The organism is Xenorhabdus bharatensis (assembly GCF_037996705.1).
GTDB lineage: Bacteria > Pseudomonadota > Gammaproteobacteria > Enterobacterales > Enterobacteriaceae > Xenorhabdus > Xenorhabdus bharatensis.
Genome location: NZ_JBBMXG010000002.1, coordinates 108,700 through 132,980 on the forward strand (window position 1 = coordinate 108,700; position 24,281 = coordinate 132,980).

Annotated in this window: 18 protein-coding genes and 1 other RNA gene; 13 read left to right on the plus strand and 6 right to left on the minus strand. The window is 43.2% G+C overall.

Annotation, left to right across the window (positions count from 1 at the left end):
- Nucleotides 1–12 precede the first annotated feature (12 nt).
- The gene (amtB, locus tag AAC855_RS02180; RefSeq protein ID WP_340607999.1) at nt 13–1,293 is read left to right on the plus strand and encodes an ammonium transporter AmtB; all 1,281 of its coding nucleotides are present in this window, start codon (nt 13–15) and stop codon (nt 1,291–1,293) included.
- A gap of 783 nt (nt 1,294–2,076) precedes the next feature.
- Nucleotides 2,077–2,173: signal recognition particle sRNA small type (gene ffs, locus AAC855_RS02185), an RNA gene on the plus strand.
- Between the two features lie 123 nt (nt 2,174–2,296).
- Here ffs and AAC855_RS02190 read toward each other — a convergent pair.
- The 4 genes from AAC855_RS02190 to AAC855_RS02205 form a co-directional block, all read right to left on the minus strand.
- Nucleotides 2,297–2,500, minus strand: coding sequence for an HHA domain-containing protein (locus tag AAC855_RS02190; protein ID WP_010845060.1), 204 nt, complete (start codon nt 2,498–2,500; stop codon nt 2,297–2,299).
- 46 nt (nt 2,501–2,546) lie between these two features.
- Nucleotides 2,547–2,915, minus strand: a complete 369-nt coding sequence (tomB, locus tag AAC855_RS02195; protein ID WP_340608000.1) for an Hha toxicity modulator TomB — start codon at nt 2,913–2,915, stop codon at nt 2,547–2,549.
- A gap of 743 nt (nt 2,916–3,658) precedes the next feature.
- Nucleotides 3,659–6,808 (minus strand): efflux RND transporter permease subunit, encoded by a 3,150-nt coding sequence (locus AAC855_RS02200; protein WP_340608001.1) that lies wholly within the window; start codon nt 6,806–6,808, stop codon nt 3,659–3,661.
- 15 nt (nt 6,809–6,823) lie between these two features.
- Nucleotides 6,824–8,023, minus strand: a complete 1,200-nt coding sequence (locus AAC855_RS02205) for an efflux RND transporter periplasmic adaptor subunit (protein ID WP_340608002.1) — start codon at nt 8,021–8,023, stop codon at nt 6,824–6,826.
- A gap of 152 nt (nt 8,024–8,175) precedes the next feature.
- Here AAC855_RS02205 and acrR point away from each other — a divergent pair, with 152 nt between their 5' ends.
- Together acrR and mscK are read left to right on the plus strand one after the other, a co-directional pair.
- The gene (gene acrR / locus AAC855_RS02210) at nt 8,176–8,829 is read left to right on the plus strand and encodes a multidrug efflux transporter transcriptional repressor AcrR (protein ID WP_340608003.1); all 654 of its coding nucleotides are present in this window, start codon (nt 8,176–8,178) and stop codon (nt 8,827–8,829) included.
- A 139-nt stretch (nt 8,830–8,968) separates the two neighbouring features.
- Complete coding sequence (gene mscK, locus AAC855_RS02215; RefSeq protein WP_340608004.1) at nt 8,969–12,430, plus strand: mechanosensitive channel MscK; 3,462 nt, start codon at nt 8,969–8,971, stop codon at nt 12,428–12,430.
- Nucleotides 12,431–12,610: 180 nt separating this feature from the next.
- On the opposite strand, the gene rsmS is transcribed toward mscK, so the two are convergent.
- On the minus strand, nt 12,611–12,781 hold the full coding sequence (gene rsmS, locus AAC855_RS02220) for a pleiotropic regulatory protein RsmS (RefSeq protein WP_340608005.1): 171 nt from the start codon (nt 12,779–12,781) through the stop codon (nt 12,611–12,613).
- Between the two features lie 21 nt (nt 12,782–12,802).
- Nucleotides 12,803–13,345, minus strand: a complete 543-nt coding sequence (gene priC, locus AAC855_RS02225; RefSeq protein WP_340608006.1) for a primosomal replication protein PriC — start codon at nt 13,343–13,345, stop codon at nt 12,803–12,805.
- A 194-nt stretch (nt 13,346–13,539) separates the two neighbouring features.
- On the opposite strand from priC, the gene apt reads away from it, so the two are divergent.
- The 9 genes from apt to AAC855_RS02270 all read left to right on the plus strand — a co-directional run bounded on the left by apt (nt 13,540) and on the right by AAC855_RS02270 (nt 24,239).
- Nucleotides 13,540–14,091, plus strand: a complete 552-nt coding sequence (gene apt, locus AAC855_RS02230; protein WP_340608007.1) for an adenine phosphoribosyltransferase — start codon at nt 13,540–13,542, stop codon at nt 14,089–14,091.
- A 118-nt stretch (nt 14,092–14,209) separates the two neighbouring features.
- Nucleotides 14,210–16,213, plus strand: a complete 2,004-nt coding sequence (dnaX, locus tag AAC855_RS02235; RefSeq protein ID WP_340608008.1) for a DNA polymerase III subunit gamma/tau — start codon at nt 14,210–14,212, stop codon at nt 16,211–16,213.
- 47 nt (nt 16,214–16,260) lie between these two features.
- On the plus strand, nt 16,261–16,590 hold the full coding sequence (locus AAC855_RS02240; protein ID WP_099111363.1) for a YbaB/EbfC family nucleoid-associated protein: 330 nt from the start codon (nt 16,261–16,263) through the stop codon (nt 16,588–16,590).
- A complete protein-coding gene (recR, locus tag AAC855_RS02245) occupies nt 16,590–17,198 on the plus strand; it encodes a recombination mediator RecR (protein ID WP_099111362.1) in 609 nt (202 codons plus the stop codon). Before AAC855_RS02240 ends, recR begins: the two co-directional genes overlap by 1 nt.
- Before the next feature lie 222 nt (nt 17,199–17,420).
- Complete coding sequence (htpG, locus tag AAC855_RS02250; RefSeq protein WP_340608259.1) at nt 17,421–19,310, plus strand: molecular chaperone HtpG; 1,890 nt, start codon at nt 17,421–17,423, stop codon at nt 19,308–19,310.
- A gap of 171 nt (nt 19,311–19,481) precedes the next feature.
- Nucleotides 19,482–20,126: an adenylate kinase gene (gene adk / locus AAC855_RS02255; RefSeq protein ID WP_340608009.1), complete on the plus strand. Its 645-nt coding sequence runs from the start codon at nt 19,482–19,484 to the stop codon at nt 20,124–20,126.
- Between the two features lie 339 nt (nt 20,127–20,465).
- On the plus strand, nt 20,466–21,431 hold the full coding sequence (gene hemH / locus AAC855_RS02260; protein ID WP_340608010.1) for a ferrochelatase: 966 nt from the start codon (nt 20,466–20,468) through the stop codon (nt 21,429–21,431).
- A gap of 214 nt (nt 21,432–21,645) precedes the next feature.
- Entirely contained in the window at nt 21,646–22,758 is a 1,113-nt protein-coding gene (gene wzz(fepE) / locus AAC855_RS02265) for an LPS O-antigen length regulator Wzz(fepE) (RefSeq protein WP_340608011.1), read from the plus strand.
- A gap of 170 nt (nt 22,759–22,928) precedes the next feature.
- Nucleotides 22,929–24,239 carry an inosine/guanosine kinase gene (locus AAC855_RS02270; RefSeq protein WP_340608260.1) on the plus strand — a complete coding sequence of 437 codons (1,311 nt, stop codon included), beginning with the start codon at nt 22,929–22,931 and terminating at the stop codon, nt 24,237–24,239.
- Nucleotides 24,240–24,281: the final 42 nt, after the last annotated feature.

The following is a 24,281-nucleotide window of genomic DNA, read 5'->3' on the forward strand; positions in this document are numbered from 1 at the left end:
GGGGGAAGATAAATGAGAAAACAGCAATTAATTATGGCCAGCATGGTGGCTGGCGTTCCTTCTTGTGCTTTTGCGGCGGGAAATTCGGTAGATAAAGCTGATACTGTATTTATGCTGATAAATACAATCCTTGTGATTTTTATGACTATACCCGGTATTGCTTTATTTTATGGTGGATTATTGCGCCGTAAGAATGTTTTGTCATTGATGTCACAAGTGATTGTCAGTTTTTCACTCGTTTGGGTTCTTTGGATTATTTATGGTTATAGTCTTTCTTTTGAAGCTGGAAACCCTTTTTTCGGTGGATTTGAGCAAGTTATGCTGAAAGATATATCCATCTCTGACTTAAGTGGTAGTTTTTACCAATTAATTTATGTCGTTTTTCAGGGGGCATTTGGCTGTATTACCGTGGCGTTAATTGTTGGAGCTTTGTGTGAAAGAGTCCGTTTTTCTGCGTTACTGATTTTCATTGTATTGTGGTTTACTGCTTCTTATATTCCTATGGTTCATATGGTGTGGGGTGGTGGCTGGCTGGCTCAGGACGGGGCTCTGGATTTTGCTGGTGGAACCGTTGTGCATATTAACGCGGCTGTTGCAGGTTTAGTTGGTGCTTACTTACTAGGGAAACGCTCAGGGTTTGGTAAGGAATCTTTTAAGCCGCATAATCTGCCCATGACTTTTATTGGCACGGCGATCCTTTATATTGGCTGGTTTGGGTTCAATGTCGGCTCGGCTGGAGCGGTAAATGCTATTGCAGCACTGGCACTTGTGAACACAATGGCAGCAACGGCAGGAGCCGTGTTGTCATGGGTTTTCTCCGAATGGGTATTTCGTAATAAACCCTCCCTTTTAGGTGCATGCTCTGGCTGTATTGCCGGGCTTGTTGCCATAACACCCGCAGCTGCGACTGTTGGAATTGGGGGAGCTCTGGTGATTGGTATAATCGCGGGTATCACCGGTTTATGGGGGGTTGTTGTATTAAAACGCTGGTTGCGTGTCGATGATGTTTGTGATGTTTTTGGTGTTCATGGCGTATGTGGCATTATTGGTTGTTTATTAACGAGTATTTTTACTGCGTCTACTTTGGGTGGGACTGGGTTTACGGAAGGCATGACGATGTTGAGGCAAATTGGTGTACAGGCAATTAGCATCTTGGTGTGTGTTGTCTGGTCAGCTGTAGCCGCTTATCTCTCATTCAAGATTGCTGATAAGATAATTGGGTTACGCATCAGTATTGAATCAGAAAGAGAAGGGTTAGATATTACTGCACATGGAGAAAGTGCCTACAATTGATGTGTTGCCTTCTCCTGTCACCATTTTTACAAACATACGGCTGTCTAGGATGCTCTCAGAGGCTAATTAGAGGCTCTAGCCTCTCACCGGAGGCAGCCGTTGGCTGGGCTAATTTGTTCCCGACGAATTTGTTACTCACTGCGATGGATCTTGAAATTCATTGTGTATCTACATAATTTTAAATTGATATTTTATGTTACCGAATTTATTTGTTGATTGTTACACTTATAGTTGCATTAGTCATTTTTATTAGTTGGTTATTTAGTTTAATGATTGTTTTGCTGTGCCTGAACAATAATTTTTTAAGTGTAATTCTTTAAATATCATTTTATTAATATAGTGCTGATTAAATCCATTTAAATAGAAATTTTCTAGTGAGTAATCTTATTAAACTATTTTATTTGTTATTTTAATTAAGAGCTTGATTATAATTTTCATGAATTATACCCTCAGCTTTTTCTGGGGGCTTCTTTTGTTGGTGGCACTTACTCTGGCACTAACATAGGGTTCGGTTATTTATGTTATCGGGAGACTCTTTGGTTACCGTTAATAAACTTTGAGGTTCATTGAGCCTACTAAAGATAGATAACTGCTCTGGCTCCTGCGTAGAGTCTGTGCAACTAACATAGTGGTAATGCGACTCAGTCAAATTAAGTGAGTGGTTGCTGGTGATGTGCTATGTCTAATAAATAGACATTTAGACTAGAGTGGCTTGCTATTTTTAATTGTATGCAAGATAATGAGCGCCGCTTTGAAGTTGAAAGCAAACGTCAATGAGGGCTCTATTGGTTCTCCCGCAATGCTAACTTGTTAACTTGGTCAGATCTGGAAAGAAGCAGCCATAGCAGGGGATGTGTGTGCTGGGATGTCGCTGATAGAGCCCTCACCCATTTTAGTCCGCTACTCTTATCCCATATTCAGTTCAATCAAGTAATATCCAGTATATGGGGAGCCGATAATAGTTACCGGCCTTCACTACTTCCTATCTGATCACGACAACGTATTATCGAACAAATTTCCAGACAGATGATGGGATTTTGTCATAGAGTTTATTCATAGTCAGTTCAGCCAGACGGTGATCAGCTGCGGAATAGAACAATTCCAGTTCATCGTCCGAAAGCTCATATTTGTTTTTTTCAATTACACGTTCCAGCGTTTCAATAGAAGTGCATTTTCTCAAACGCATCAGATAGTCAGTTTTAGTCATGGTCGCCTTATCTTATTTGGTATAAAAATGGTTAAGAATATATTTATCAGATTTTGCTTAAAGAAGCGTTCAAATCTCGTAGTAGAATACTTGTTAAGTGTTCGTTTGTTTTTTGCCAGTTCGTTAGTTCAACAAAGCTTATCTTATCACTACCAAACAAATTATATGTTTCATCCAGATATTTATCAATTAAGGTACTGAGATTGTAGTTATCAGTATATTTAATTTTAAAACTCCAGACAAACGCCGTAATGTGCTCAATCAATTCGTTTAGTCTTAAGTTTTTTTCGGAAGTCAGATCATTGATCCAATGATTATCAGTGCGATTCAACACCGAAAATGCTTCGTGAATTAAATTCTCACATAAGTACTTTAATTCAGCAATATCATGTCTTCTTGGTGAATATTCATCCATAAACACCCTCCCGTAAACAACGCACGGCTTATTTGAACTAAGGCTTATACATATCAATTATTATAGTCGTTCTTTTAAAATTAAGCCTATCAAAACATGATTATTATTTATTAATAATAAAACTCTATTTTGCTGTTCACCACCAGTTCATTTAAACGATTGCCAATTTACGTTTGGCTTCGGCCGAAGGCTAGCTATCAGCTAAAAAGGTGGGTATAAACGTATGCGTCATTGAATATATTGAATTATACTAATATAGTAGATGTTATAGCAATAGGTACGCAAATCATTATATACCTACCCTCTTTCAAATTGCTACTTTTTTGCTGGCTGTGCTGTCAGCAGTACTCACTTACATCGCGTCTTATACAGTTATCTATCATAGTGCTCATGAGCTGGCTTTATGCTTGCAGCTTGAGTTTGGCCTAGATATGAATTGTTTTGTAACGTTAAAAATGAATATGATGCCATTATTGCATATGTCATCAGTGGGGGGGAACATTTTTTATCATTAAATGGCTAATCAGAAGAAAAAGATACCAAGTTCCCGACTTATCTTCCCTTTATTATAAAAAAAGTAAAGGTATCACTTTTAAATGTAAGGTATTTTTTATAAATATTTATTTTGCTTACTGTCAGCGTGTTTGTCTTTTGTTGAAATATCAGTGAAAAATTTTTTCATCTAATGCCATTCTGCCAATATAAAAGGCCACCAAAGTGGCCTTTTAAGTTATTTACTGAGTTTAATGAGGAGATGAAATGTGTTCAGTATCCTCACTTTTTTTGCTAAAACGGCGTTTAATGACAACGAAGAATACAGGGACGAAGTAAATTGCCAGAGATGTCGCCGCAATCATTCCTCCCAGAACGCCAGTTCCTACGGCATTTTGAGCACCGGAACCTGCTCCGGAGCTCAGTACCAGAGGCATGACACCTAACATGAAGGCCAAAGATGTCATCAGAATAGGGCGTAAGCGCATTCTGACGGCTTCCATCGTTGATTCAATGAGCCCTTTACCCTCTTTTTCCATCAAGTCCTTAGCGAATTCCACGATAAGGATGGCATTTTTTGCAGACAGGCCGATTGTTGTCAGCAAACCAACTTTAAAGTAGACGTCATTATCCATACCGCGCATAAAGGTTGCCAGTAATGCACCAATAACGCCCAATGGAACAACCAACATCACAGAGAATGGTATGGACCAGCTTTCATACAGGGCTGCCAGACAGAGGAATACCACAAGCAGAGACAGGGCATATAGCGCCGGAGCCTGATTACCTGAAAGTCGTTCCTGATAAGACATTCCCGTCCAGTCATAGCCAATACCTGCCGGTAATTGTGACGCGAGTTTTTCCATTAAAGCCATTGCTTCACCAGTACTTTTTCCAAGTACAGATTCACCAACAATTTCCATGGACGGTAACCCGTTATAGCGTTCAAGACGCGGAGGGCCGTAGATCCACGGTTCTTTGGTTGCGTCCATGAATGTAGAGAATGGCACCATTTCACCGTAGAGGTTACGGACATATAATTTGCCAATATCTTTTGGCAGCATGCGGAAACGGGCATCAGCCTGAACGTAGACCTGTTTAATACGACCACGATCAATAAAATCATTCACATAAGTACCACCAAACATTGTACTGAGCGTGGTATTAATCGCATTGATGGAGACACCCTGTGCTTCTGCTTTCTCCTGATCGATGTAGAAGCGGTATTGAGGCGTATCATTCTGACCATTAGGACGCACACCGGTCAGTGTATCTGGATGTTGAGCCGCCATGCCCAGTAATTGATTACGGGCATTTGTCAGTGCTTCATGCCCAAGGTTTCCTTTATCAATTAACTGGAAGTCAAAACCACTGGCAGAGCCTAATTCCACAATAGACGGAATGTTAAATGCGAATACCATCCCTTCTTTAATTTGTGAAAAACGAATATTAGCTCGGTTTACAATGGCAGGAACTTTATCTTGGTCTTTCTTACGTTCATCCCAGTCTTTTAAGCTGACAAACGCCAGCCCCATATTTTGCCCCTGACCGGCAAAACCAAAACCGTTTAAGGTAAATACAGACTGAACAACGTCTTTTTCATTGGTATGGAAGTAATCATTAACTTCATTCAGTACCTTCTGTGTTTGCTCCTGTGTCGAGCCGGGAGGTAACTGAACCATTGCCAGCAATACACCCTGATCTTCTTCTGGAAGGAAAGATGCCGGGATACGAATGAATAACAACGCCGTTCCTGCGATAAGCACGACATAAATCAGCAGGTAACGTCCTGTACCGCGCAGCATACGTCCGATACTGTCAGTATAATGATGAGTGCTTTTTTCGAATAAACGGTTAAACCAGCCAAAGAAACCTGTCTGAATACCGTGGCTGCCTTTGGCAATCGGCTTAAGCATTGTTGCACAAAGTGCTGGTGTCAGGATCAGGGCAACAAATACAGACAAGATCATTGCCGATACGATGGTGATGGAGAACTGGCGATAGATTGCCCCTGTTGCGCCACCAAAGAATGCCATCGGAACAAATACTGCGGAAAGAACCAGCGCGATGCCGACCAGAGCACTTTGGATCTGCCCCATTGATTTTTTTGTTGCTTCTTTTGGTGAAAGCCCTTCTTCCTGCATGACGCGCTCGACGTTTTCTACGACGACGATCGCATCATCAACAAGCAGGCCGATGGCTAATACCATAGCGAACATGGTTAATGTATTGATGGAATAACCAAATGTCGCCAGAACAGCAAATGTCCCCAGCAATACGACCGGAACAGCAATGGTAGGGATTAGCGTCGCCCGGAAGTTTTGCAGGAACAGGTACATGACAACAAATACCAACAGAATCGCTTCTATCAGTGTTTTCACCACTTCGAAAATAGAAATCTTAACGAAAGGGGTGGTGTCATACGGGTACACAATACTTAAGCCATGCGGGAAGTAAGGCTGCATCTCTGACAATGCTTCCTTGACGGCTTTAGATGTATCCAGCGCATTAGCACCCGTTGCTAATTTGATACCTATACCTGATGCCGGTTTGCCATTAAATCGGGCAAGAAAACCATAGTGCTGGGCACCGAGTTCAACCTTGGCAACATCGCCCAGAGTGATTTTGGAACCATCAGGATTAACACGCAGAAGGATCCGGCTAAATTGCTCAGGAGAGCTCAGGCGAGTCTGAGCGATAATAGAAACATTCAGACGCTGACCGGGAACAGAAGGCGTTGCCCCTAATTGCCCGGCGGCAACCTGATTATTCTGCTCCTTGATGCTCTTCATGACATCCAGTGCGGTCATTTTATAGTTGAGCAGTTTATCGGGGTCGAGCCAGATACGCATGGCATATTGAGTACCAAGCAGCATGGCTTCACCCACCCCACTCACGCGGCTCAGGGAATCTTTGACATTAGCTCCAACGTAATCGGAAATGTCCTCCTGAGACATGGTATTATTCTCAGAAATGAAACCCGCCACCATTAAAAATGAACTGGTTGTCTTCTCAACGCTGACACCTTGCTGTTGGACCTCCTGAGGTAACAGAGGCAGTGCCCGCTGTAGTTTATTTTGTACCTGAACCTGAGCTGTATCAGCATTGGTTTCTGCTTCAAAAGTCAGAGTGATACTTGTATGTCCTGCTGAGTCGCTGTTGGAAGACATGTATACCAAGCCATCGATGCCATTCATATTTTGCTCGATAACCTGAGTGACCGTATTCTGTAACGTTATTGCGTCAGCTCCCGGATAAGTAGCCGAAATAACAATCGATGGCGGAGCAATGGCAGGATATTGCTCCACAGGTAATTTCATTATCGCCAACAGACCAGCAAGCATGGTGATAATCGCAATTACCCATGCAAAGATTGGTCGTTCTATAAAAAACTTAGGCATGAATCCCCAACTCCTTTATTGAGATTTTTTGGCTGATTCAGTTTTATTTGTTTCAGGTTTGGCATCCAGATCCACTTCTGTTGGCTGAACAGTAGCTCCCGGAGCGGCTTTAAACAGCCCTGTGACAATGACTTTATCCCCGGCCTTCAACCCTTCAGTGACGAGCCACTTATTACCGATTGCCTGAGGGGCTTTGAGATAACGCAATTCTACCTTGTTATCTTTATCAACAATCAGTGTTGTTGCCTGCCCACGAGGCGTTCTGGAAATGGCTTGTTGTGGTACCAGAATCGCATTATGGCGAACCCCTTCCTCCAGCTTGGTACGGACAAACATACCTGGAAGTAGTTCTTCATTCGGGTTTGGGAAAACTGCGCGCATTGTGATGGTGCCTGTTGTTTCCTCAACGGTAATATCTGAAAACTCAAGATGGCCCGTCCGGCTGTATTCCATTCCTGTATCAGTAACTAAATGAATTTTGGGCTTGCCGTTTTCTCGCTGAAGCGTACCTTTTGCGATTTCATTTTTAAGCCGCAGATAATCATCACTCGATTGGGTGATATCAACATAAATCGGATCCAATTGTTGGACACTCGTCAGTGCAGTTGTCTGGCCGGCAGAAACCAAAGCACCTTCGGAAACAGCCGATTTACCTATACGCCCGGAGATAGGCGCAGTAACTTTGGTATAGGCTAAATTGATACGTGCACTTTCCAGCGCTGCTTTAGCAGACTGAACATCTGCGACAGCCTGAGCGTAATCAGAGTTAGCTTTATCAAATTCCTGCTTACTGACATATTGTGTCCCCAGCAGTGGTTTATAGCGCTCAACAGTTAAATGGGCCACGTTTTCATTTGCTGTTGCTCTGGCTAAGTTTGCTTTGGCTTTATTGTAATCTGCCTGATAGCTTGCCGGATCAATTTGGTAGAGTGATTCTCCGGCGGTGATATCACTGCCTTCTTTGTAGTTACGTTTCAGAATGATGCCCGTAACTTGAGGACGGACTTCGGCAACTCGGTAAGCTGAAGTTCTGCCCGGCAATTCAGTGATGACTGTCAGAGGTTCAGCTTTGAGCGTCACGATACCGACTTCAGGAGCCTGCCCGCCAGCAGCGCTTTGCTGAGTATTTTGATTATCGTTACATCCTGAGAGAATGAAGCTGCCTGAAAGTACCAGTAATGTGGCCAGAGGCAAAACCCCTCTGTTTTTTAGCATAAGTAAACCCCAATTTTTCAATGTAAACTCTCGAGCTTTATGAGCGTAAACGAGTGAAATTATTACTTCATTAATGAGCGGTGCTATAGTACAAACATACATGAATGTATGTAAATCAGCCTTGAGTCAAAAACAAAGTTTATGGCATGAAAATGGCACGAAAAACTAAACAACAAGCTAATGAAACCCGCCAACACATTATCGAAGCCGCGATAAAGGTTTTTTCTGAGCGTGGTGTGTCTGCAACATCATTGTCTGAAATCGCGGTTGCAGCCGGTGTAACGCGAGGTGCAATTTACTGGCACTTTAAAAACAAAACTGATTTGCTTTTTGCTGTGTGCAAAATGCCTGCAAATGAAATAGACGCGTTAGAGAAAGAGTATCAGGCAAAATATCCTAATAATCCACTCCTTGTACTAAGATATATATTGATTTTTCTACTAAAAATTATGACGGGTGATTCTCAAAATCGGTTATTAATGGAAATATTTTTCCATAAATGTGAGTTTGTTGGAGAAATGTCTTCATTAGCTGAACAGATTAGAGAAGTCTGTATTTCTGATTATCAAAAAATAGAAGACATGTTGGTTATGTGTATTCAGTCAGGAGAGTTACCTTATGATCTTGATGTAAGGCGCTCAGCCATCATGTTAAGGGCATTAATGACGGGGTTGCTTGAAAACTGGTTATTTGCACCGGAGAGTTTTAATATTCAAGCGCAATCTGAGTCTCTGGTGGATGGCTTTATTGATACCCTAAAATATAGTCGTCACTTGCGTCGCATTGAAGCGCATCGTACTGAGTAAGTGCAACCAATAAAAAGTCAATTAAGTGGTAAAGGCTATACATCTATACATTATGGTGATGGTTCTTTCTTAACGAGCAGAATTGCCTGTATTTCAGTGCTATCATTCCATTATCTGTAAACGATGAGTAGATTAATTCATGGTTCTATTTAACCGTAGTTTGAGTGTCTTACTCAACAAAGAGGGTCTGTCATGTAATAAAAGACCCGATATACTCTATTTTCGCCAATTGGGTCTGATCAACCTGCTTTTTTTTCTGCTGTTTTTTCTTCACCCGGCCTCGGCTGCATTCAGCAATGATGTACCAACACGTGATGATATCCAGAATCAGCTTAAGGTGTTAACGGAACGTAATGAACATACTCTTGAAGAGCGAGCCTCGATCGCTGATTTGGAAAAAGCACTTTCTTTCTTTGATAAGATTGAGAAGATTCAACAGGATTCTGAGCAGCTGGCAAAAAGCTTACAGCAATTACCTCAGAAGTCACAACAACTCACCGCTGAGTTAGCAAGCCTGAAAAATAATTCTCAACAAAATGAGGATGAATATAAGAGCAATCTGGCGACTTTATCGCTGAAACAACTTGAATCTAAACAGAGTGGTACACTTAACAGTTTACAAAAAGCACAGGATAACCTCGCTAACTACAACAGCCAACTGATTGGGTTGCAAACACAGCCTGAGCGGGCACAAAATCTGCTGTTTAATAATGTCCAAAGATTACAGCAACTCCGTAATTTGCTTAATAATGCCATTACGGAGCAATCGGATGTTCGCCATACTGAGATTGAATTATTACAGGTAGAACAAGCTTTCCTGACGCAGCAAAAGGAGTATCAAAAATCGGCTTTGCGCGCGAATACACAGTTGCAAACCCTCCTACAGCTACAGCGCGATTATACCTCCTTCCAGATTGAACAATTAGAGCGACATGTCCAGTTTATTCAGGATATGGTCAATGGAAAGCACTTAATTGATTCGGAGGAAACTGCCAAAGAAGCGCAGAATTCAAATGATACCAGTCCCCATATTCAATCGAATCCGTTGGTCAAAGAAGAAATTATGGTGAACCGCGAATTCAGTGAGCGTTTTGTGGCAGCAACACGGGATAATAATCAGCTGGTGCAGAAAAAAATTCAGGTGAAGAATTTTTTAGACAGAGCTATCCAGTCTGAACGTGATTTAAAAGAACAGGTTAAGGTATTACGTGGTAGTTTATTGTTATCGCGCATTTTGTTTCAGGAACAACTAAAGGTTCCCCAAACTGTTCTGACGAAGGATTTACCCACGAAAATTGCTGATTTACGGCTGGAGCAGTTTGAAATTGCACAACAGCGTGATCAACTTTATTTAGTGGACGATTATATTAATCAACTGCTGAATCAGCACGCCAATGATATAAAAAATGAATCTCAGGAAGCTGTTGGAGAAATCCGTAATGCGATAGGGCAATTGCTGGAAGTTCGTCGAGAGTTGTTGAATCAATTGAATAACCAGTTAGGGCAGCAGATCACACAAGCGATTAATTTACAGCTGGATCAGCAAGAACTGTTGAATGTGACACAATCGCTGGAACAGACGCTCGTCCAACAGATTTTTTGGGTTAACAGTAATAAGCCGATGAATTGGGTCTGGCTGAAATCATTGCCTGTTTTAGTCCATGAAGAGCTGACTCACTTTAGTGTGCACTTTACTCTCAAAGGGATTATTTCCGGGTTGCAGAACTCTGTCCATTTTGTCATTCCTCTATTATTGGTAGGTTTGTTTCTGCGTTGGCAGACAAAAAGTATTAACGCACACTTGAAGAAAATTTCAGCTGAAATAGGGCAGCTACGCAGGGATAGCCAGTTACATACTCCACTGGCTTTGGTTCTGACGCTGATAAAAACGCTGCCACTGGCGTTTATCACGCTGGCTATAGGTTATTGGTATTCGAAGTCAGATGATGAACTGGGAGGAATGATATGGGATTTCTCCAGTCATTTGGCTTTATTCTGGGTTGTCTATGGCTTCAGTTACCAAATTCTGGAAAGAGGCGGGATTGGAGAACAGCATTTTTCACTCGATAGAGAAGTCTGTTCCTTATTTCGTAAAAATCTGGTCAGATTATCAGCCGCTTTGTTGCCAATTTTGTTCTGGGTAACTCTGGGAGTTAAACACCCGCTTCGTTTGGCTGATGATGTTATCGGTCAATGTACCGTGCTGGTTTGTTTGCTCTTCGTATTTATTTTTGTTTTTCCGTTCTGTCGTCAGGTATGGCGTGAAAAAAGCTCGCACATGATCCGCACGATTGTAGTGACAGTGTTGACTTTTTCACCACTGATTCTGATAGTGCTGATGGTGTCAGGTTATTTTTACACTACGTTACGCTTGTCTGAACGCTGGCTTTACAGCGCTTATTTGCTGCTTCTCTGGCATATTTGCTATCAATCCTGTTTGCGCGGGTTAGGCCTTGCTGCCCGCCGTATCGCATATCGCCGGGCAGTTTCCCGCCGTCAGGCACAAGCAAAAGAAGGTGCGGAAGGTGAAGTCGTCGAAGAACCGCCAATGGCTTTGGATCTGATTAATCAGCAATCATTACGTCTAACGACCATGGTGTTGTTTTTGATCTTTTTTATGGCGTTTTACTGGATTTGGTCTGATCTGGTGACGGTCTTCTCTTACCTTGATGGAATAAACCTGTGGCAATACAGCACGACAACAGATCAGGGAAATATTTTGCAACATGTTACCCTGAAAGATTTGGCACTCTCAGTTGCAATGCTGGTTATTTCATGGGTGATGATGCGAAATCTGCCGGGGTTACTGGAGGTCTTAGTGTTGTCCCGCTTACAGCTACAACAGGGTTCTTCTTATGCGATTAAGACAACACTGACTTATTTCATCATCGGCGTTGGCGGAATTAGTGCGCTGGGCACATTGGGCGTTTCGTGGAATAAATTACAATGGTTGGCAGCGGCACTTTCGGTTGGTTTGGGTTTTGGGTTACAGGAAATTTTTGCCAACTTTGTTTCGGGCTTGATTATTTTATTTGAGCGCCCTGTCCGGATCGGGGATACCGTAACAATAGGGACTTATTCCGGTTCAGTCAGTAAAATCCGTATTCGGGCTACGACAATCACTGACTTTGACCGCAAAGAGGTCATTATTCCTAACCGGGCTTTTGTGACCGAACGCCTGATCAACTGGACCCTTTCTGACACGATCACGCGTATTATCATTAAAGTCGGTGTCGCCTATGGTTCCGATCTTGATAAGGTGAAAGAAGTCATGCTACAAGCGGCGAAAAGTAACCATCGTGTCATGAGTGAGCCGGAACCACAGGTTTATTTTATGAGTTTCGGTGCCAGTACGCTGGATCATGAATTGAGGCTTTATGTCAGGGAACTGGGAGATCGCAGCCGTACAGTCGATGAGGTCAACCGCAGTATAGATAAATTATGTCGGGAAAATAATATTAATATTGCTTTCAATCAACTGGAAGTCTATTTGCATAACGGTCAGGGCAATAGCCTGAAAGAGGTTCAAAGGCCGATAAGTGGTGTTCAGCGCTATACTGGTGAACCTCCGACGCCTGATGATAAGCCGTTCTTACCTTAAATAATCATAAGATACCCAATGGATTTCAAATTGCATCACGCGGCAAGGGAGTGAGTCCCCGGAAGCATAGATAACCGTATGTTTATAAAAACGGTGACAGGGGTGAGCGAGTGCAGCCAACAAAGAGGCAGTTTGAAAGACGACGGGTATATAAAGAGGGAACATTCCGAGGTTATACAATCAGGAATGTTCCTCAGATTGTTGAGGTAATTGTTTTAATTTGCCCTGCAAATCTTGCCTGACGATTTCTAGTGCTGCCAAAGCAATCTCAGGGGAAATATCATTACATTCGAGCAGGTAAATAAGATCAACTGCAAGCTTGACCGCTGGTGGCGCATTTTCGAGTGACATAATGGGGTATTCCTCTCGTTATTAATCAGAATGTTCCTGCTTTTCTATCGTTCTTTCTATGCGCATTAACGCCTGACGACAACGGGCGAGTCTTCCTGCCAGAGCGGCGATCTCTCTTTGCAGTTTATATTTATCGACTGACTCAGCTTTCTGAGCCAGCTGTAATTCTCGATCATCAATCATTGCCATTAAGCGGCGTTCATAATCCTGATGCTCGGCCAGACGATGATAAAGATCCTGCTCTTGTGACTGACGCCCGAATTTATCTTCCTGCTTGCGGAGAACCTGCGTGGATAATTCCCGTTTCAATGCTTCTATTTGCATCACTAAACGTTCTGAGAGAAATTTAACCTGTACAGTGCGATTATCCCGGACACAGCTTTTCAACTGATCCATATTCTGATTAATTTCCAACATATATCCACTGAGTTTATTCGTGTGGCTGTGGAATAGCGACTGATCAAAACGGGCAATTGAAAATGGTATATCAGGCAGGGAAGATAATTCGGCTGCTAGCATACTGATTTGTTTTTCAAGCATATCTAATAAATTTTGTATAGCCATCAGTATCCCGTTATAGTCGATAATCATTTGGTTGAATGCTATTCCGTCTGACCTGCATTGTGCTTAACGATATGCAGAGGAGAAGCTTGATACATATCAACAAAAATTCAGCAACAACTTGCTTTGTTGTTGCTTTTTCCCAGTAGTTTGCATAGATTTTAGCGTTTTCATTTTTTAACTGGCTGGCATTGATTATGACCGCTAACGCACAAAAACTGCAATTTATTAAAGATAGTATCGAAACAATACCTGATTATCCGAAAGCGGGCATACTTTTCCGCGATATTACCACGTTATTGGATAATCCTGTTGCATATCAGGCGACGATCGATTTATTGGTAGCCCATTTTCAGGACAAAGGTATTACCAAAATTGTCGGTACTGAAGCTCGTGGTTTCTTGTTCGGAGCACCAGTGGCACTGCGTCTGGGCGTTGGTTTTGTTCCTGTTCGTAAAAAAGGCAAACTACCCAGAGAGACGTTAAGTGAAACTTATGATCTGGAATACGGTACTGATACATTAGAAATTCATAAAGATAGCATCAAAGCCGGAGATAAAGTCCTCGTTGTTGACGACCTGCTTGCAACCGGTGGCACGATTGAAGCAACCGTGAGCTTAATCCGCCGTCTTGGTGGTGAGGTTTCAGAGGCAGCCTTTATCATTGGTCTGCCTGATTTGGGAGGCTCAGAACGCCTGAAAAATCAGGGTATTGAAAGTTACGTCCTCGTTGAATTCCCGGGTCACTGATCGCTCTTGTTTTGGTATTGATTGCTCTGATTTTTGCATAATTGATACATCAGCCTCGCCGATTATGGTGAGGCTGTGCTAGCATGATAGGCAGTCGTGTTCAATTTCCCCGGTATTCATGAGCTATCAGGTACTTGCCCGTAAGTGGCGCCCACAAATATTTTCTGATGTGATTGGTCAACAACATGTGTTGACTGCATTGGCGAATGGTCTTGAACACCAGCGCCTCCATCACGCTTATCTTTTTTCCGGCACTCGTGGTGTTGGAAAGACTACTATTGCCCGCCTGTTGGCAAAGGGGCTGAACTGTGAAACAGGTATCACAAAAACCCCTTGTGGGCAGTGTGTTAACTGTCTCGAAATTGAGCAGGGGCGTTTTGTCGATCTGATTGAAATCGATGCCGCATCACGAACAAAAGTAGAAGATACTCGTGAACTGCTGGATAACGTGCAGTATGCCCCAGCCAGAGGGCGCTTCAAAGTTTACCTTATTGACGAAGTTCATATGCTGTCCCGCCATAGTTTTAATGCCTTACTCAAGACATTAGAAGAGCCGCCGGAGCATGTGAAATTTTTGCTTGCGACAACAGATCCACAAAAATTACCCGTAACGATTCTTTCACGTTGTCTACAATTCCATCTGAAAGCACTTGATGTCAGTCAGATTGCAGGCCAGCTGGAACATGTGCTTAATGCGGAACAAATAGAGAGTGAAGCACGAGCTCGTCAGCTCTTGGCCCGCGCAGCGGATGGCAGTATGCGTGATGCACTGAGTCTGGCTGATCAGGCGATTGCCCTTGGTGGCGGAAAACTGACAGCAGATATTGTCAGCCAGATGTTGGGAACACTGGATGATGAACAGCCTTTAGAGATGGTTGAAGCTCTGGTTCGTGCGGATGGACAGAAAATTCTGGCTTTGGTGGAACAGGTCGCAGCCCGTGGTATGGACTGGGAAAACCTACTGGTCGAAATGTTATCGTTGCTGCATCGTGTTGCGATGATTCAGTTGCTGCCTCAGCAACCAGAGATTGAGCCTTCTTCAACAGAAGGGCGCTTGCGGTTGTTGGCCAGATCAATGCCACCCAGCGATTTACAACTTTATTATCAGGCGTTGTTAACTGGCCGTAAAGATCTCCCTTATGCCCCAGAGCGTAGGATGGGGGTTGAAATGGCACTATTACGTGCTCTGGCCTTTCATCCAAAAACGATAATTGAAGAAATACCCGTTTCTAATAATGCAGAGATACCGGTTGCACCGGATACTGCATTCATGCCGACGCAGCAGCCAGTGTCTGATAATTTTGGCTCTGTCAGCCCGGCATCTGGTATGGCAGATAAACAACCTTCGGCACAGAAACAGAGTATGGCCCCAAGGGAGGGGTTAGAACCCATCGCTGATAGCCCGACGGCCAAATTACTACAAGCAAAAAATCTGCTTTCGCGGCAGGAAGGCACTTCCTCAAAAGGAAGTGCTCCTCCAAAAAAGGCTGAGCCGGCAGCGTCTGTTAAGGCGAAGCCGGCGAGTTCGGCACTGGAGCGATTGGTTGCGGTGGCCGAACAACGGCCTCAGTCTTATGTTCCCGAGTCACGTGAAGCTAAACCGGTAAAGCAAGAGGCTTACCGGTGGCGTGCTAAAAACATTGAAGAAAAGCGGGTTGTTACAACACCCAAAGCTATCAAGTCAGCACTTGAATATGAAAAAACACCAGAATTGGTGAAAAAGCTGGCTATTGAATCCAGACAAAGGGATCAATGGGCGGCGGAAATTGATAATCTGAATATTCCTAAACTGGTTCAGCAGGTAGCTTTGAATGCATTTAAAGAGCAGATTAATGAAAATCAGTTCTGTCTTCATCTGCGTTCAAAGCAACGTCACCTAAATTCGGCATCGGCACAGCGGTCTTTATCCGAAGCGTTGACGGAATTGCATGGAAAACCTATTGAACTCAGTATCATTGAAGATGATAATCCAGCAGTAAAAACACCGCTGGAATGGCGACAAGCCATCTATGAAGAAAAATTGGCACAAGCGCGCCAATCCATTATTTCGGATAAAACGATCCAAACACTTCAGCAGTTATTTGATGCGGAAGTGGATGAAGAAAGTATCCGGCCTGTTTAACCCCGCAGTGTGTATTGATACTGTGTCTACAGCAAAGAGAGAGAATTATGTTTGGTAAAGGTGGTTTGGGCAATTTGATGAAACAGGCCCAGCAGATGCAAGATAAAATGCAGAAAATGCAGGAAGAAATTGCAAATCTGGAAGTGACGGGTGAATCTGGTGCGGGTCTGGTGAAAGTCACTATTAATGGCGCACATAACTGCCGTCGTGTTGAAATCGATCCAAGCCTGATGGAAGATGATAAAGATATGCTGGAAGATTTGATTGCTGCGGCATTCAATGATGCGGCCCGTCGTATTGAAGAAACCCAAAAAGAAAAAATGGCTAGTGTTTCCAGTGGAATGCAGTTACCACCCGGCTTTAAGATGCCTTTCTGATGCAAACCAGCCCTCTTCTTGAATCCCTGATGGAATCATTGCGTTGCTTGCCGGGAGTTGGTCCCAAGTCAGCACAACGGATGGCATTTCATCTTTTACAACGGGATCGCAGTGGCGGTATGCGGCTTGCTCAGGCATTGACACGTGCTATGTCTGAGATTGGTCATTGTCAGGACTGTCGAACGTTTACGGAACAGGAACAGTGCACCATTTGTACCAATCCCCGCCGTCAGCAAAACGGTCAGATCTGCGTGGTTGAAAGCCCGGCGGATATCCACGCCATTGAACAGACGGGTCAGTTTGCGGGGCGCTATTTTGTCCTTATGGGGCATTTATCGCCGCTGGATGGCATTGGTCCTATGGATATCGGGCTGGATCGTTTGGAAGAACGTTTATCTTCCGAAACATTGTCGGAAATTATTCTGGCAACTAACCCGACTGTCGAAGGAGAGGCAACAGCGAACTATATTGCTGAAATGTGTTCGCAATATGGTGTGACTGCCAGTCGTATTGCACATGGTGTTCCTGTTGGAGGGGAGCTTGAAATGGTAGACGGAACAACGCTGTCCCATTCCCTTGCCGGTCGCCATAGAATTACTGATTTGTGATCATACCCCCATTTTTTAATGGTAAATTCCAATGGATGGTGTTGTTAAACCCGTCGCCATCCATAATTATTTATATAACGCCTTGTTTTTACTGTTTTAAATAAATAATTTCACATTCTTCTCATTCTCTGAACTTGAAACTCTTAAGTTTTATCCCCATCTGATTACCATCGTCCGATTTTACATATCTGAACTGGATTTAGATTGAGGTAATAAATGAGCATGAAAGATCAGGAAACCCGTGGATTTCAATCAGAAGTCAAACAACTGTTACAGTTGATGATCCATTCTCTCTATTCCAATAAAGAAATTTTCCTCCGTGAGCTGATTTCAAACGCATCAGATGCGGCGGATAAATTACGTTTCCGTGCATTATCAGCGCCAGAACTGTACGAAAATGATGGTGAACTGCGTGTACGTCTGGCTTTCGATAAAGAGAATAAAACAATTACCATTAGTGATAATGGTATTGGTATGACCCGTGATGAAGTGATCGATAACCTAGGAACGATTGCAAAATCCGGTACTAAGGCATTTCTTGAATCTATCGGCTCTGATCAGGCTAAAGACAGCCAATTGATTGGTCAGTTCGGTGTTGGTTTTTATTCTTCCTTTATCGTTGCTGATAAAGTGACTGTACGTACCCGTGCAGCAGGTGCGGCGACCGAACAGGGTGTATTCTGGGAATCAACCGGTGAAGGTGATTACACTGTCGCTGATATCGAAAAAGCAGAACGCGGAACAGAAATCACCCTGCATTTGCGTGAAGGGGAAGATGAGTTTTTGAATGACTGGCGTTTGCGCTCTGTCATCGGCAAATATTCTGACCATATCGCCTTACCTGTTGAAATTGAAACCCAGACTAAAAATGAAGAAGATGATTCAGTTACTGTAGCATGGGAAAAAATCAACAAGGCACAGGCACTGTGGACCCGCGGTAAAGCTGAAATCAGCGATGATGAATATAAAGAATTTTATAAACACATCTCCCACGATTTTGCTGATCCTCTGAGCTGGAGCCATAACCGTGTTGAAGGAAAGCAAGAGTACACCAGTCTGCTGTATATTCCTTCTCAGGCGCCATGGGATTTGTGGAACCGTGAACATAAACACGGGCTGAAACTGTATGTACAGCGTGTATTCATCATGGATGAAGCTGAGCAGTTCATGCCAAATTATCTGCGTTTTATTCGCGGACTAATTGACTCCAATGACCTGCCATTGAACGTTTCCCGTGAAATTCTGCAAGATAGCTCAATCACTCGTAACCTGCGCAATGCACTGACTAAACGCGTATTACAAATGCTGGATAAGCTGGCAAAAGATGATGCAGAGCAATACCAGTCTTTCTGGCAGCAGTTTGGTCTGGTACTGAAAGAAGGCCCTGCTGAAGATGGCGGAAATAAAGAAGCTATTGCTAAGCTGCTGCGTTTTGCGACTACGCATAATGACAGTGCTTCACAAACTGTTTCTCTGGAAGAATACGTCAGCCGCATGACGGAAGGTCAGGAGAAGATTTACTACATTACCGCAGATAGTTATGCGGCAGCGAAAAATAGCCCGCATCTGGAGCTGTTCCGTAAGAAAGGCATTGAAGTTCTGCTGTTATCTGACCGTATCGATGAATGGATGATGAGTTATCTGACAGAATTCGACGGAAAATCATTCCAGTCAGTCAGCAAAGCTGATGAATCTCTCGATAAACTGGCTGATGAAAACAAAGCAGAGCAGGAAGAAGAAGATAAAAAACTGGAACCATTCGTTGAGCGCGTGAAGACATTGCTTGGCGAGCGTGTGAAAGAAGTCAAACTGACCCATAGACTGACTGACACACCAGCGATAGTGACCACTGATGCTAACGGCATGACAACTCAAATGGCGAAGCTGTTTGCAGCGGCAGGGCAGTCAGCACCGGAAGTCAGCTACAACTTTGAACTGAACCCGGATCATAATCTGGTCAAAAAGGCCGCTGAAATTCAGGATGACAGTCAATTTTCTGACTGGATTGAGTTGTTACTGGAACAGGCTCTGTTTGCAGAACGTGGAACACTGGATGATCCAAACCAGTTTATCCGCCGTATGAATCAATTATTATTAGCTGAAAGCGCGTAATATCGTTTAAATTATGCCAATAAACCACGCTTCAACGGAAATGGGGCGTGGTTTGTTTTTTGATAAGCGCGAAAACGTTTACCTGATTTCTTGAGCGGCTACCATTCCAGTGGTATGGTGGTTCGTTTTCTTTAAAAAATACGAAAAGCAAATAGCAAGGGGATTTACGCGATGCGTATTATTCTGCTGGGCGCGCCAGGCGCCGGTAAGGGGACTCAGGCGCAATTTATCATGGAGAAATATGGGATCCCTCAAATTTCGACAGGTGACATGTTGCGTGCCGCAGTAAAAGCAGGCAGTGAGCTGGGTTTAAAAGCAAAAGAACTGATGGATAATGGCAAACTGGTCACTGACGAGCTGGTCATTGCATTGGTTAAAGAGCGCATCAAACAAGATGACTGCCGTAACGGATTCTTGTTGGATGGGTTCCCACGTACCATTCCTCAGGCTGATGCTATGAAAGAAGCGGGTGTCAGTGTTGATTATGTACTGGAATTCGATGTACCGGATGAAATTATCGTTGATCGTATTATCGGTCGCCGTGTACATGCTCCATCAGGTCGTGTTTACCATATCAAATTCAACCCACCAAAAGTGGAAAATCATGACGATATTACAGGCGAAGAGCTGACTGTTCGTAAAGACGATCAGGAAGATACCGTCCGTAAACGTCTGGTTGAATACCACGCTCAGACTGCACCTCTGGTTTCTTACTATCAGCAAGAAGCACAGGCAGGTAATACAAGCTACTTCAAACTTGATGGAACCCGTCAGGTTGCTGAAGTCAGTGAAGAGCTAGCCCGTATTCTGGGTTAAGACTCCGCGGTATTAGTGCCCTGAGGTATTAGTATCCGAAATAATTGTGCGACAGATTTCAGATTAATTTAATCCTGAAGCATAGAGCAGGCGGTGTGATTGCCGCCTGATTTTCACCTTTCCGTACCAGATCCCCCCCATAAAATGTATTATACCCTTCGTCTTTCAAGTTGCCTCTTTGTTGGCTGTGCTCACTCACCCCGGTCACATAGTTATCTATGCTCCCGGGGATGAGTTCCCTTGCCGCCGCGACGCACCTTGAAATCCATTGTGCATATGTGACTATCACCGAGTTTTACCCTGAATTATCCGTCACTTTAATGGGTGGAGTGTTGAATAATGAGTAATCGTAATTATGGTGTACTATTAGTTAATCTTGGTACACCAGACGCGCCGACACCTGCTGCAATAAGGCGTTATCTGGCAAAGTTTTTAAGTGATCGGCGAGTCGTGGATATTCCGCCATTGATTTGGAAGCCGCTGTTGTATGGCGTGATTCTTCCTTTCCGTTCTTTCCGTGTAGCCAAACTGTATCAGAAAATCTGGACAGATGAAGGTTCGCCTTTACTGGTTTACAGCCAACGTCAGAAACAGCGATTAAGTGAAAAACTGGGTAATATACCTGTTGAGCTGGGGATGACTTATGGTTCACCTTCACTATCTCAGGCTGTAGATAAATTACTACAGCAGGGTGTGGAAGATCTCATCGTACTTCCTTTATATCCTCAGTATTCAAGTACAACATCAGCGGCAGTATTTGATAGTCTCAGCAAAATATTACAGGGATACTGTACTATCCCACATCTAACATTTATCCGCAGTTATGCACAGCACCCAGCATATATCGCCGCATTAAAGGAAACTGTAGAACAGAGCTTTGAAAAGCATGGTCAACCTGACCGCCTGATCCTTTCCTACCACGGTATCCCTGAGCGTCTGGCTGAATTGGGTGATATTTATCCACAGAATTGTCTGGCGACAACTAAATTGCTAACGGAATCGTTGGACTACCCGGCAGACAGAATTATGATGACATACCAATCGCGTTTTGGACGTCTACCGTGGTTAGCTCCCTATACGGATAAAACAATAGCGCTGTTGCCAGAGCAGAACGTGGAGCATATTCAGGTAATTTGTCCGGGGTTCGCAGCCGATTGTCTGGAGACACTGGAAGAAATTAAGCAGCAGAATAAAGCTATTTTTTTAGATGCAGGCGGGAAAAAGTTTGAATATATACCGGCTCTTAACGATAATGAGGCGCATATTTCACTGTTCATGCAATTAATCAATGATGCCATGAAATAACGAATAACTGGCAGTTATGGATTATGGCTGGGTTTCATACCGGAAGTACATTGGCAGATATGGATATTTTTGCTTATAGTTAGACGGTATGTATTCTGTCAATTGTATGATTTTTTTAGAATATCGCTTCAAAATCAATATATAACGTAAGCTGGAAAAGTAATCTGGCAGGGAATAACGAGAAGCAAAATTATTTGGATTGGATATAGAGATAATGAGTAATAAACCCGTTAAGCATACAGACTTTTATGAGGAACATGCAGACTATTATCATCCAAAGCAAGATGATGAAATTGATCTGTTTGAACTGTTTTCCGTAATATTTCAGTCAAAATATTTAATTATTGCAGTATCCTTTATTTTTGCAGTGATTGGCTTTGGTGTTGCGTCATTTTTACCACAAAAATGGACCAGTACGGCGGCAGTGGTACAACCTGAGCTGGAACAGTTTCAGCCATTAAAAAACGTCTTAACAGAACTGAATGTTCTTAGTCTTGATCCAAAGATTACAGAGGATTCACTATTTAAGCGTTTTGTTGAAAACTATAACTCCCGTGTACTGCGCGAAGAATATCTGCTAGATACTGATTACTTTAAAACACTGCTTGCCAATAAAGAAGAAATCACCGCACAGGCCAAAAGAAGTCTGATTGAACAGATTGTAAACAAAAATATTTCTTCATCTGTACCTAATAAAAAAGATAAAGATGATGAATTTTATGAAACAACGCTTTCTTTCAGTGCGGGAACTGCGGAAGATTCATACGAATTATTGTCTGGTTACATCAAGTTTGTCTCTTCTGTTGTTCGTGACCAGATAAAAGATGAACTGAATGACGTGGTAAGTCAGAAACTGGCTTACTCGAAAAGAATGTATGATATTGATTTGGGACGCATCACCAACATGCGTGCTACGGATATTGAACGACTGAAGTATGCAATTTCCATTGCCGATTCAGCGGGTATTAAAAAACCAGTCTCCAGTGGTGGTGCAGTTGTTAAGGATGACCCGGATTATTCAATCGCTCTGGGTTCTGATGCGTTGCAGCGTAAATTGCAGATTACTGAAGGCATTACCGATGCAACAACGATAGATCCTGACTTACGTAACCGTCTTCTTTATATCAAAAACTTGGAAGCGGTAAATATTGATAAGCTTGATTTCCAGCCATTCAAATATATGCAGGAGCCTTACGAGCCGACAGCGAAAGATTCACCTAAACGCCTGTTAATCCTGATTGGTGCTGGTTTTATTGGTTTTATTCTGTCTGTAATGTTTGTTCTGATGCGCCATATGATGCGCAGCCGTCAGAAACAAGCCGCCTGAGGCTTATGAGCTGCATTTAATCATCAGCTGCTCATCATCACCTCATCACCGAAATCTGGCAGCCAGTGTGTTACCTCACTGGCTGTTTTTTTATCAATACAGTGCTTTTTGTTTCATAGTGGGATTATGCTAATATGGCGCACGTTTTGGCTCCATATCAACAATCAATTATGAAATTCCCCGGTAAACGCAAATCTAAACACTATTTTCCTGTCAGCCTGAGAGACCCTCTGCTTCAACCCATCAAAGAGGCGATGGATACTGAAAATAACCGAGCATATATTGTTGGTATTGATCAGATATTGGTAGATATTGAAGCTAAGGTTGATGAAAGCTTTATCCAACGTTATAACCTGAGTCAGGGGCATTCATTAGTTATTGAAGATGATGTTGCTGAAGCGCTCTACAATGAGCTGGCAGATAGTAACCTGATCAGCCATGAATTTGCGGGTGGAACGATTGGTAATACTCTGCATAACTATTCTGTGCTGGCTGATGATAAATCTGTGTTGCTTGGCACCATGTGCAATAACATCCAAATCGGCAGCTATGCCTATTGCTATCTTTGTAATACTTCCAGCCGGATGGACTTGAATCATCTTCAGGGTGTCGATGGTCCAATCGGCCGTTGTTTTACTCTGATCACTGAAAATGGTGAAAGAACATTTGCCATCAGTCCGGGGCTAATGAATCAGCTTAAACCGGAAAGTATTCCTGAACATATTATTGCAGAAGCATCAGCACTGGTAATCACGGCTTATCTGGTACGCTGTAAAGCCGGTGAACCGATGCCGGAAGCAACCATGAAAGCCATTGAGTACGCGAAAAAACATAATGTGCCTGTTGTTCTGACACTGGGAACAAAATACGTTATCGCGGACGATCCTCAGTGGTGGCGCGATTTTCTGGCAGAGAATGTTTCTGTGGTCGCCATGAATGAAGATGAAGCTCTGGAACTGACCGGATTTAGTGATCCTCTGCTGGCAGCCGATATGGCACTGAATTGGGTCGACCTCGTATTATGTACGGCTGGTCCGGCAGGGTTGTATATGGCCGGTTATACAGAAGAAGAGTCTAAGCGTCAGACATCACATCCATTATTGCCGGGAGCGATTGCTGAATTCAATCGTTTTGAATTCAGCCGTGCCATGCGTCAGGATGATTGTCAGAATCCTATGCGGGTCTATTCTCATATTGAGCCATACATGGGAGGACCTGAAAAAATCATGAATACGAATGGTGCCGGAGATGGCGCTCTGTCTGCCTTACTGCATGATATCACCGCTAATAGTTATCATCGTATGAACGTTCCTAATTCAAGTAAACATATGCGCTCCTGCCTGACATATTCTTCTCTGGCTCAGGTGTGTAAGTATGCGAACAGAGTGAGTTATCAGGTATTAAGCCAACATGCTCCACGTCTGACACGCGGCTTACCGGAAAGGGAAGATAGTCTGGAAGAGTCTTACTGGGAACGTTAATTTTTTGTCATCAGGAGTATCCCTGTGAAACGGTTGGGATAC

Excerpts from the sequence above, each read along its gene's own strand:
- amtB (WP_340607999.1), top strand. The coding sequence starts at position 13 with ATGAGAAAACAGCAATTAATTATGGCCAGCATGGTGGCTGGCGTTCCT.
- AAC855_RS02190 (WP_010845060.1), bottom strand. The coding sequence starts at position 2,500 with ATGACTAAAACTGACTATCTGATGCGTTTGAGAAAATGCACTTCTATT.
- tomB (WP_340608000.1), bottom strand. The coding sequence starts at position 2,915 with ATGGATGAATATTCACCAAGAAGACATGATATTGCTGAATTAAAGTAC.
- AAC855_RS02200 (WP_340608001.1), bottom strand. The coding sequence starts at position 6,808 with ATGCCTAAGTTTTTTATAGAACGACCAATCTTTGCATGGGTAATTGCG.
- AAC855_RS02205 (WP_340608002.1), bottom strand. The coding sequence starts at position 8,023 with ATGCTAAAAAACAGAGGGGTTTTGCCTCTGGCCACATTACTGGTACTT.
- acrR (WP_340608003.1), top strand. The coding sequence starts at position 8,176 with ATGGCACGAAAAACTAAACAACAAGCTAATGAAACCCGCCAACACATT.
- mscK (WP_340608004.1), top strand. The coding sequence starts at position 8,969 with ATGGTTCTATTTAACCGTAGTTTGAGTGTCTTACTCAACAAAGAGGGT.
- rsmS (WP_340608005.1), bottom strand. The coding sequence starts at position 12,781 with ATGTCACTCGAAAATGCGCCACCAGCGGTCAAGCTTGCAGTTGATCTT.
- priC (WP_340608006.1), bottom strand. The coding sequence starts at position 13,345 with ATGGCTATACAAAATTTATTAGATATGCTTGAAAAACAAATCAGTATG.
- apt (WP_340608007.1), top strand. The coding sequence starts at position 13,540 with ATGACCGCTAACGCACAAAAACTGCAATTTATTAAAGATAGTATCGAA.
- dnaX (WP_340608008.1), top strand. The coding sequence starts at position 14,210 with ATGAGCTATCAGGTACTTGCCCGTAAGTGGCGCCCACAAATATTTTCT.
- AAC855_RS02240 (WP_099111363.1), top strand. The coding sequence starts at position 16,261 with ATGTTTGGTAAAGGTGGTTTGGGCAATTTGATGAAACAGGCCCAGCAG.
- recR (WP_099111362.1), top strand. The coding sequence starts at position 16,590 with ATGCAAACCAGCCCTCTTCTTGAATCCCTGATGGAATCATTGCGTTGC.
- htpG (WP_340608259.1), top strand. The coding sequence starts at position 17,421 with ATGAAAGATCAGGAAACCCGTGGATTTCAATCAGAAGTCAAACAACTG.
- adk (WP_340608009.1), top strand. The coding sequence starts at position 19,482 with ATGCGTATTATTCTGCTGGGCGCGCCAGGCGCCGGTAAGGGGACTCAG.
- hemH (WP_340608010.1), top strand. The coding sequence starts at position 20,466 with ATGAGTAATCGTAATTATGGTGTACTATTAGTTAATCTTGGTACACCA.
- AAC855_RS02270 (WP_340608260.1), top strand. The coding sequence starts at position 22,929 with ATGAAATTCCCCGGTAAACGCAAATCTAAACACTATTTTCCTGTCAGC.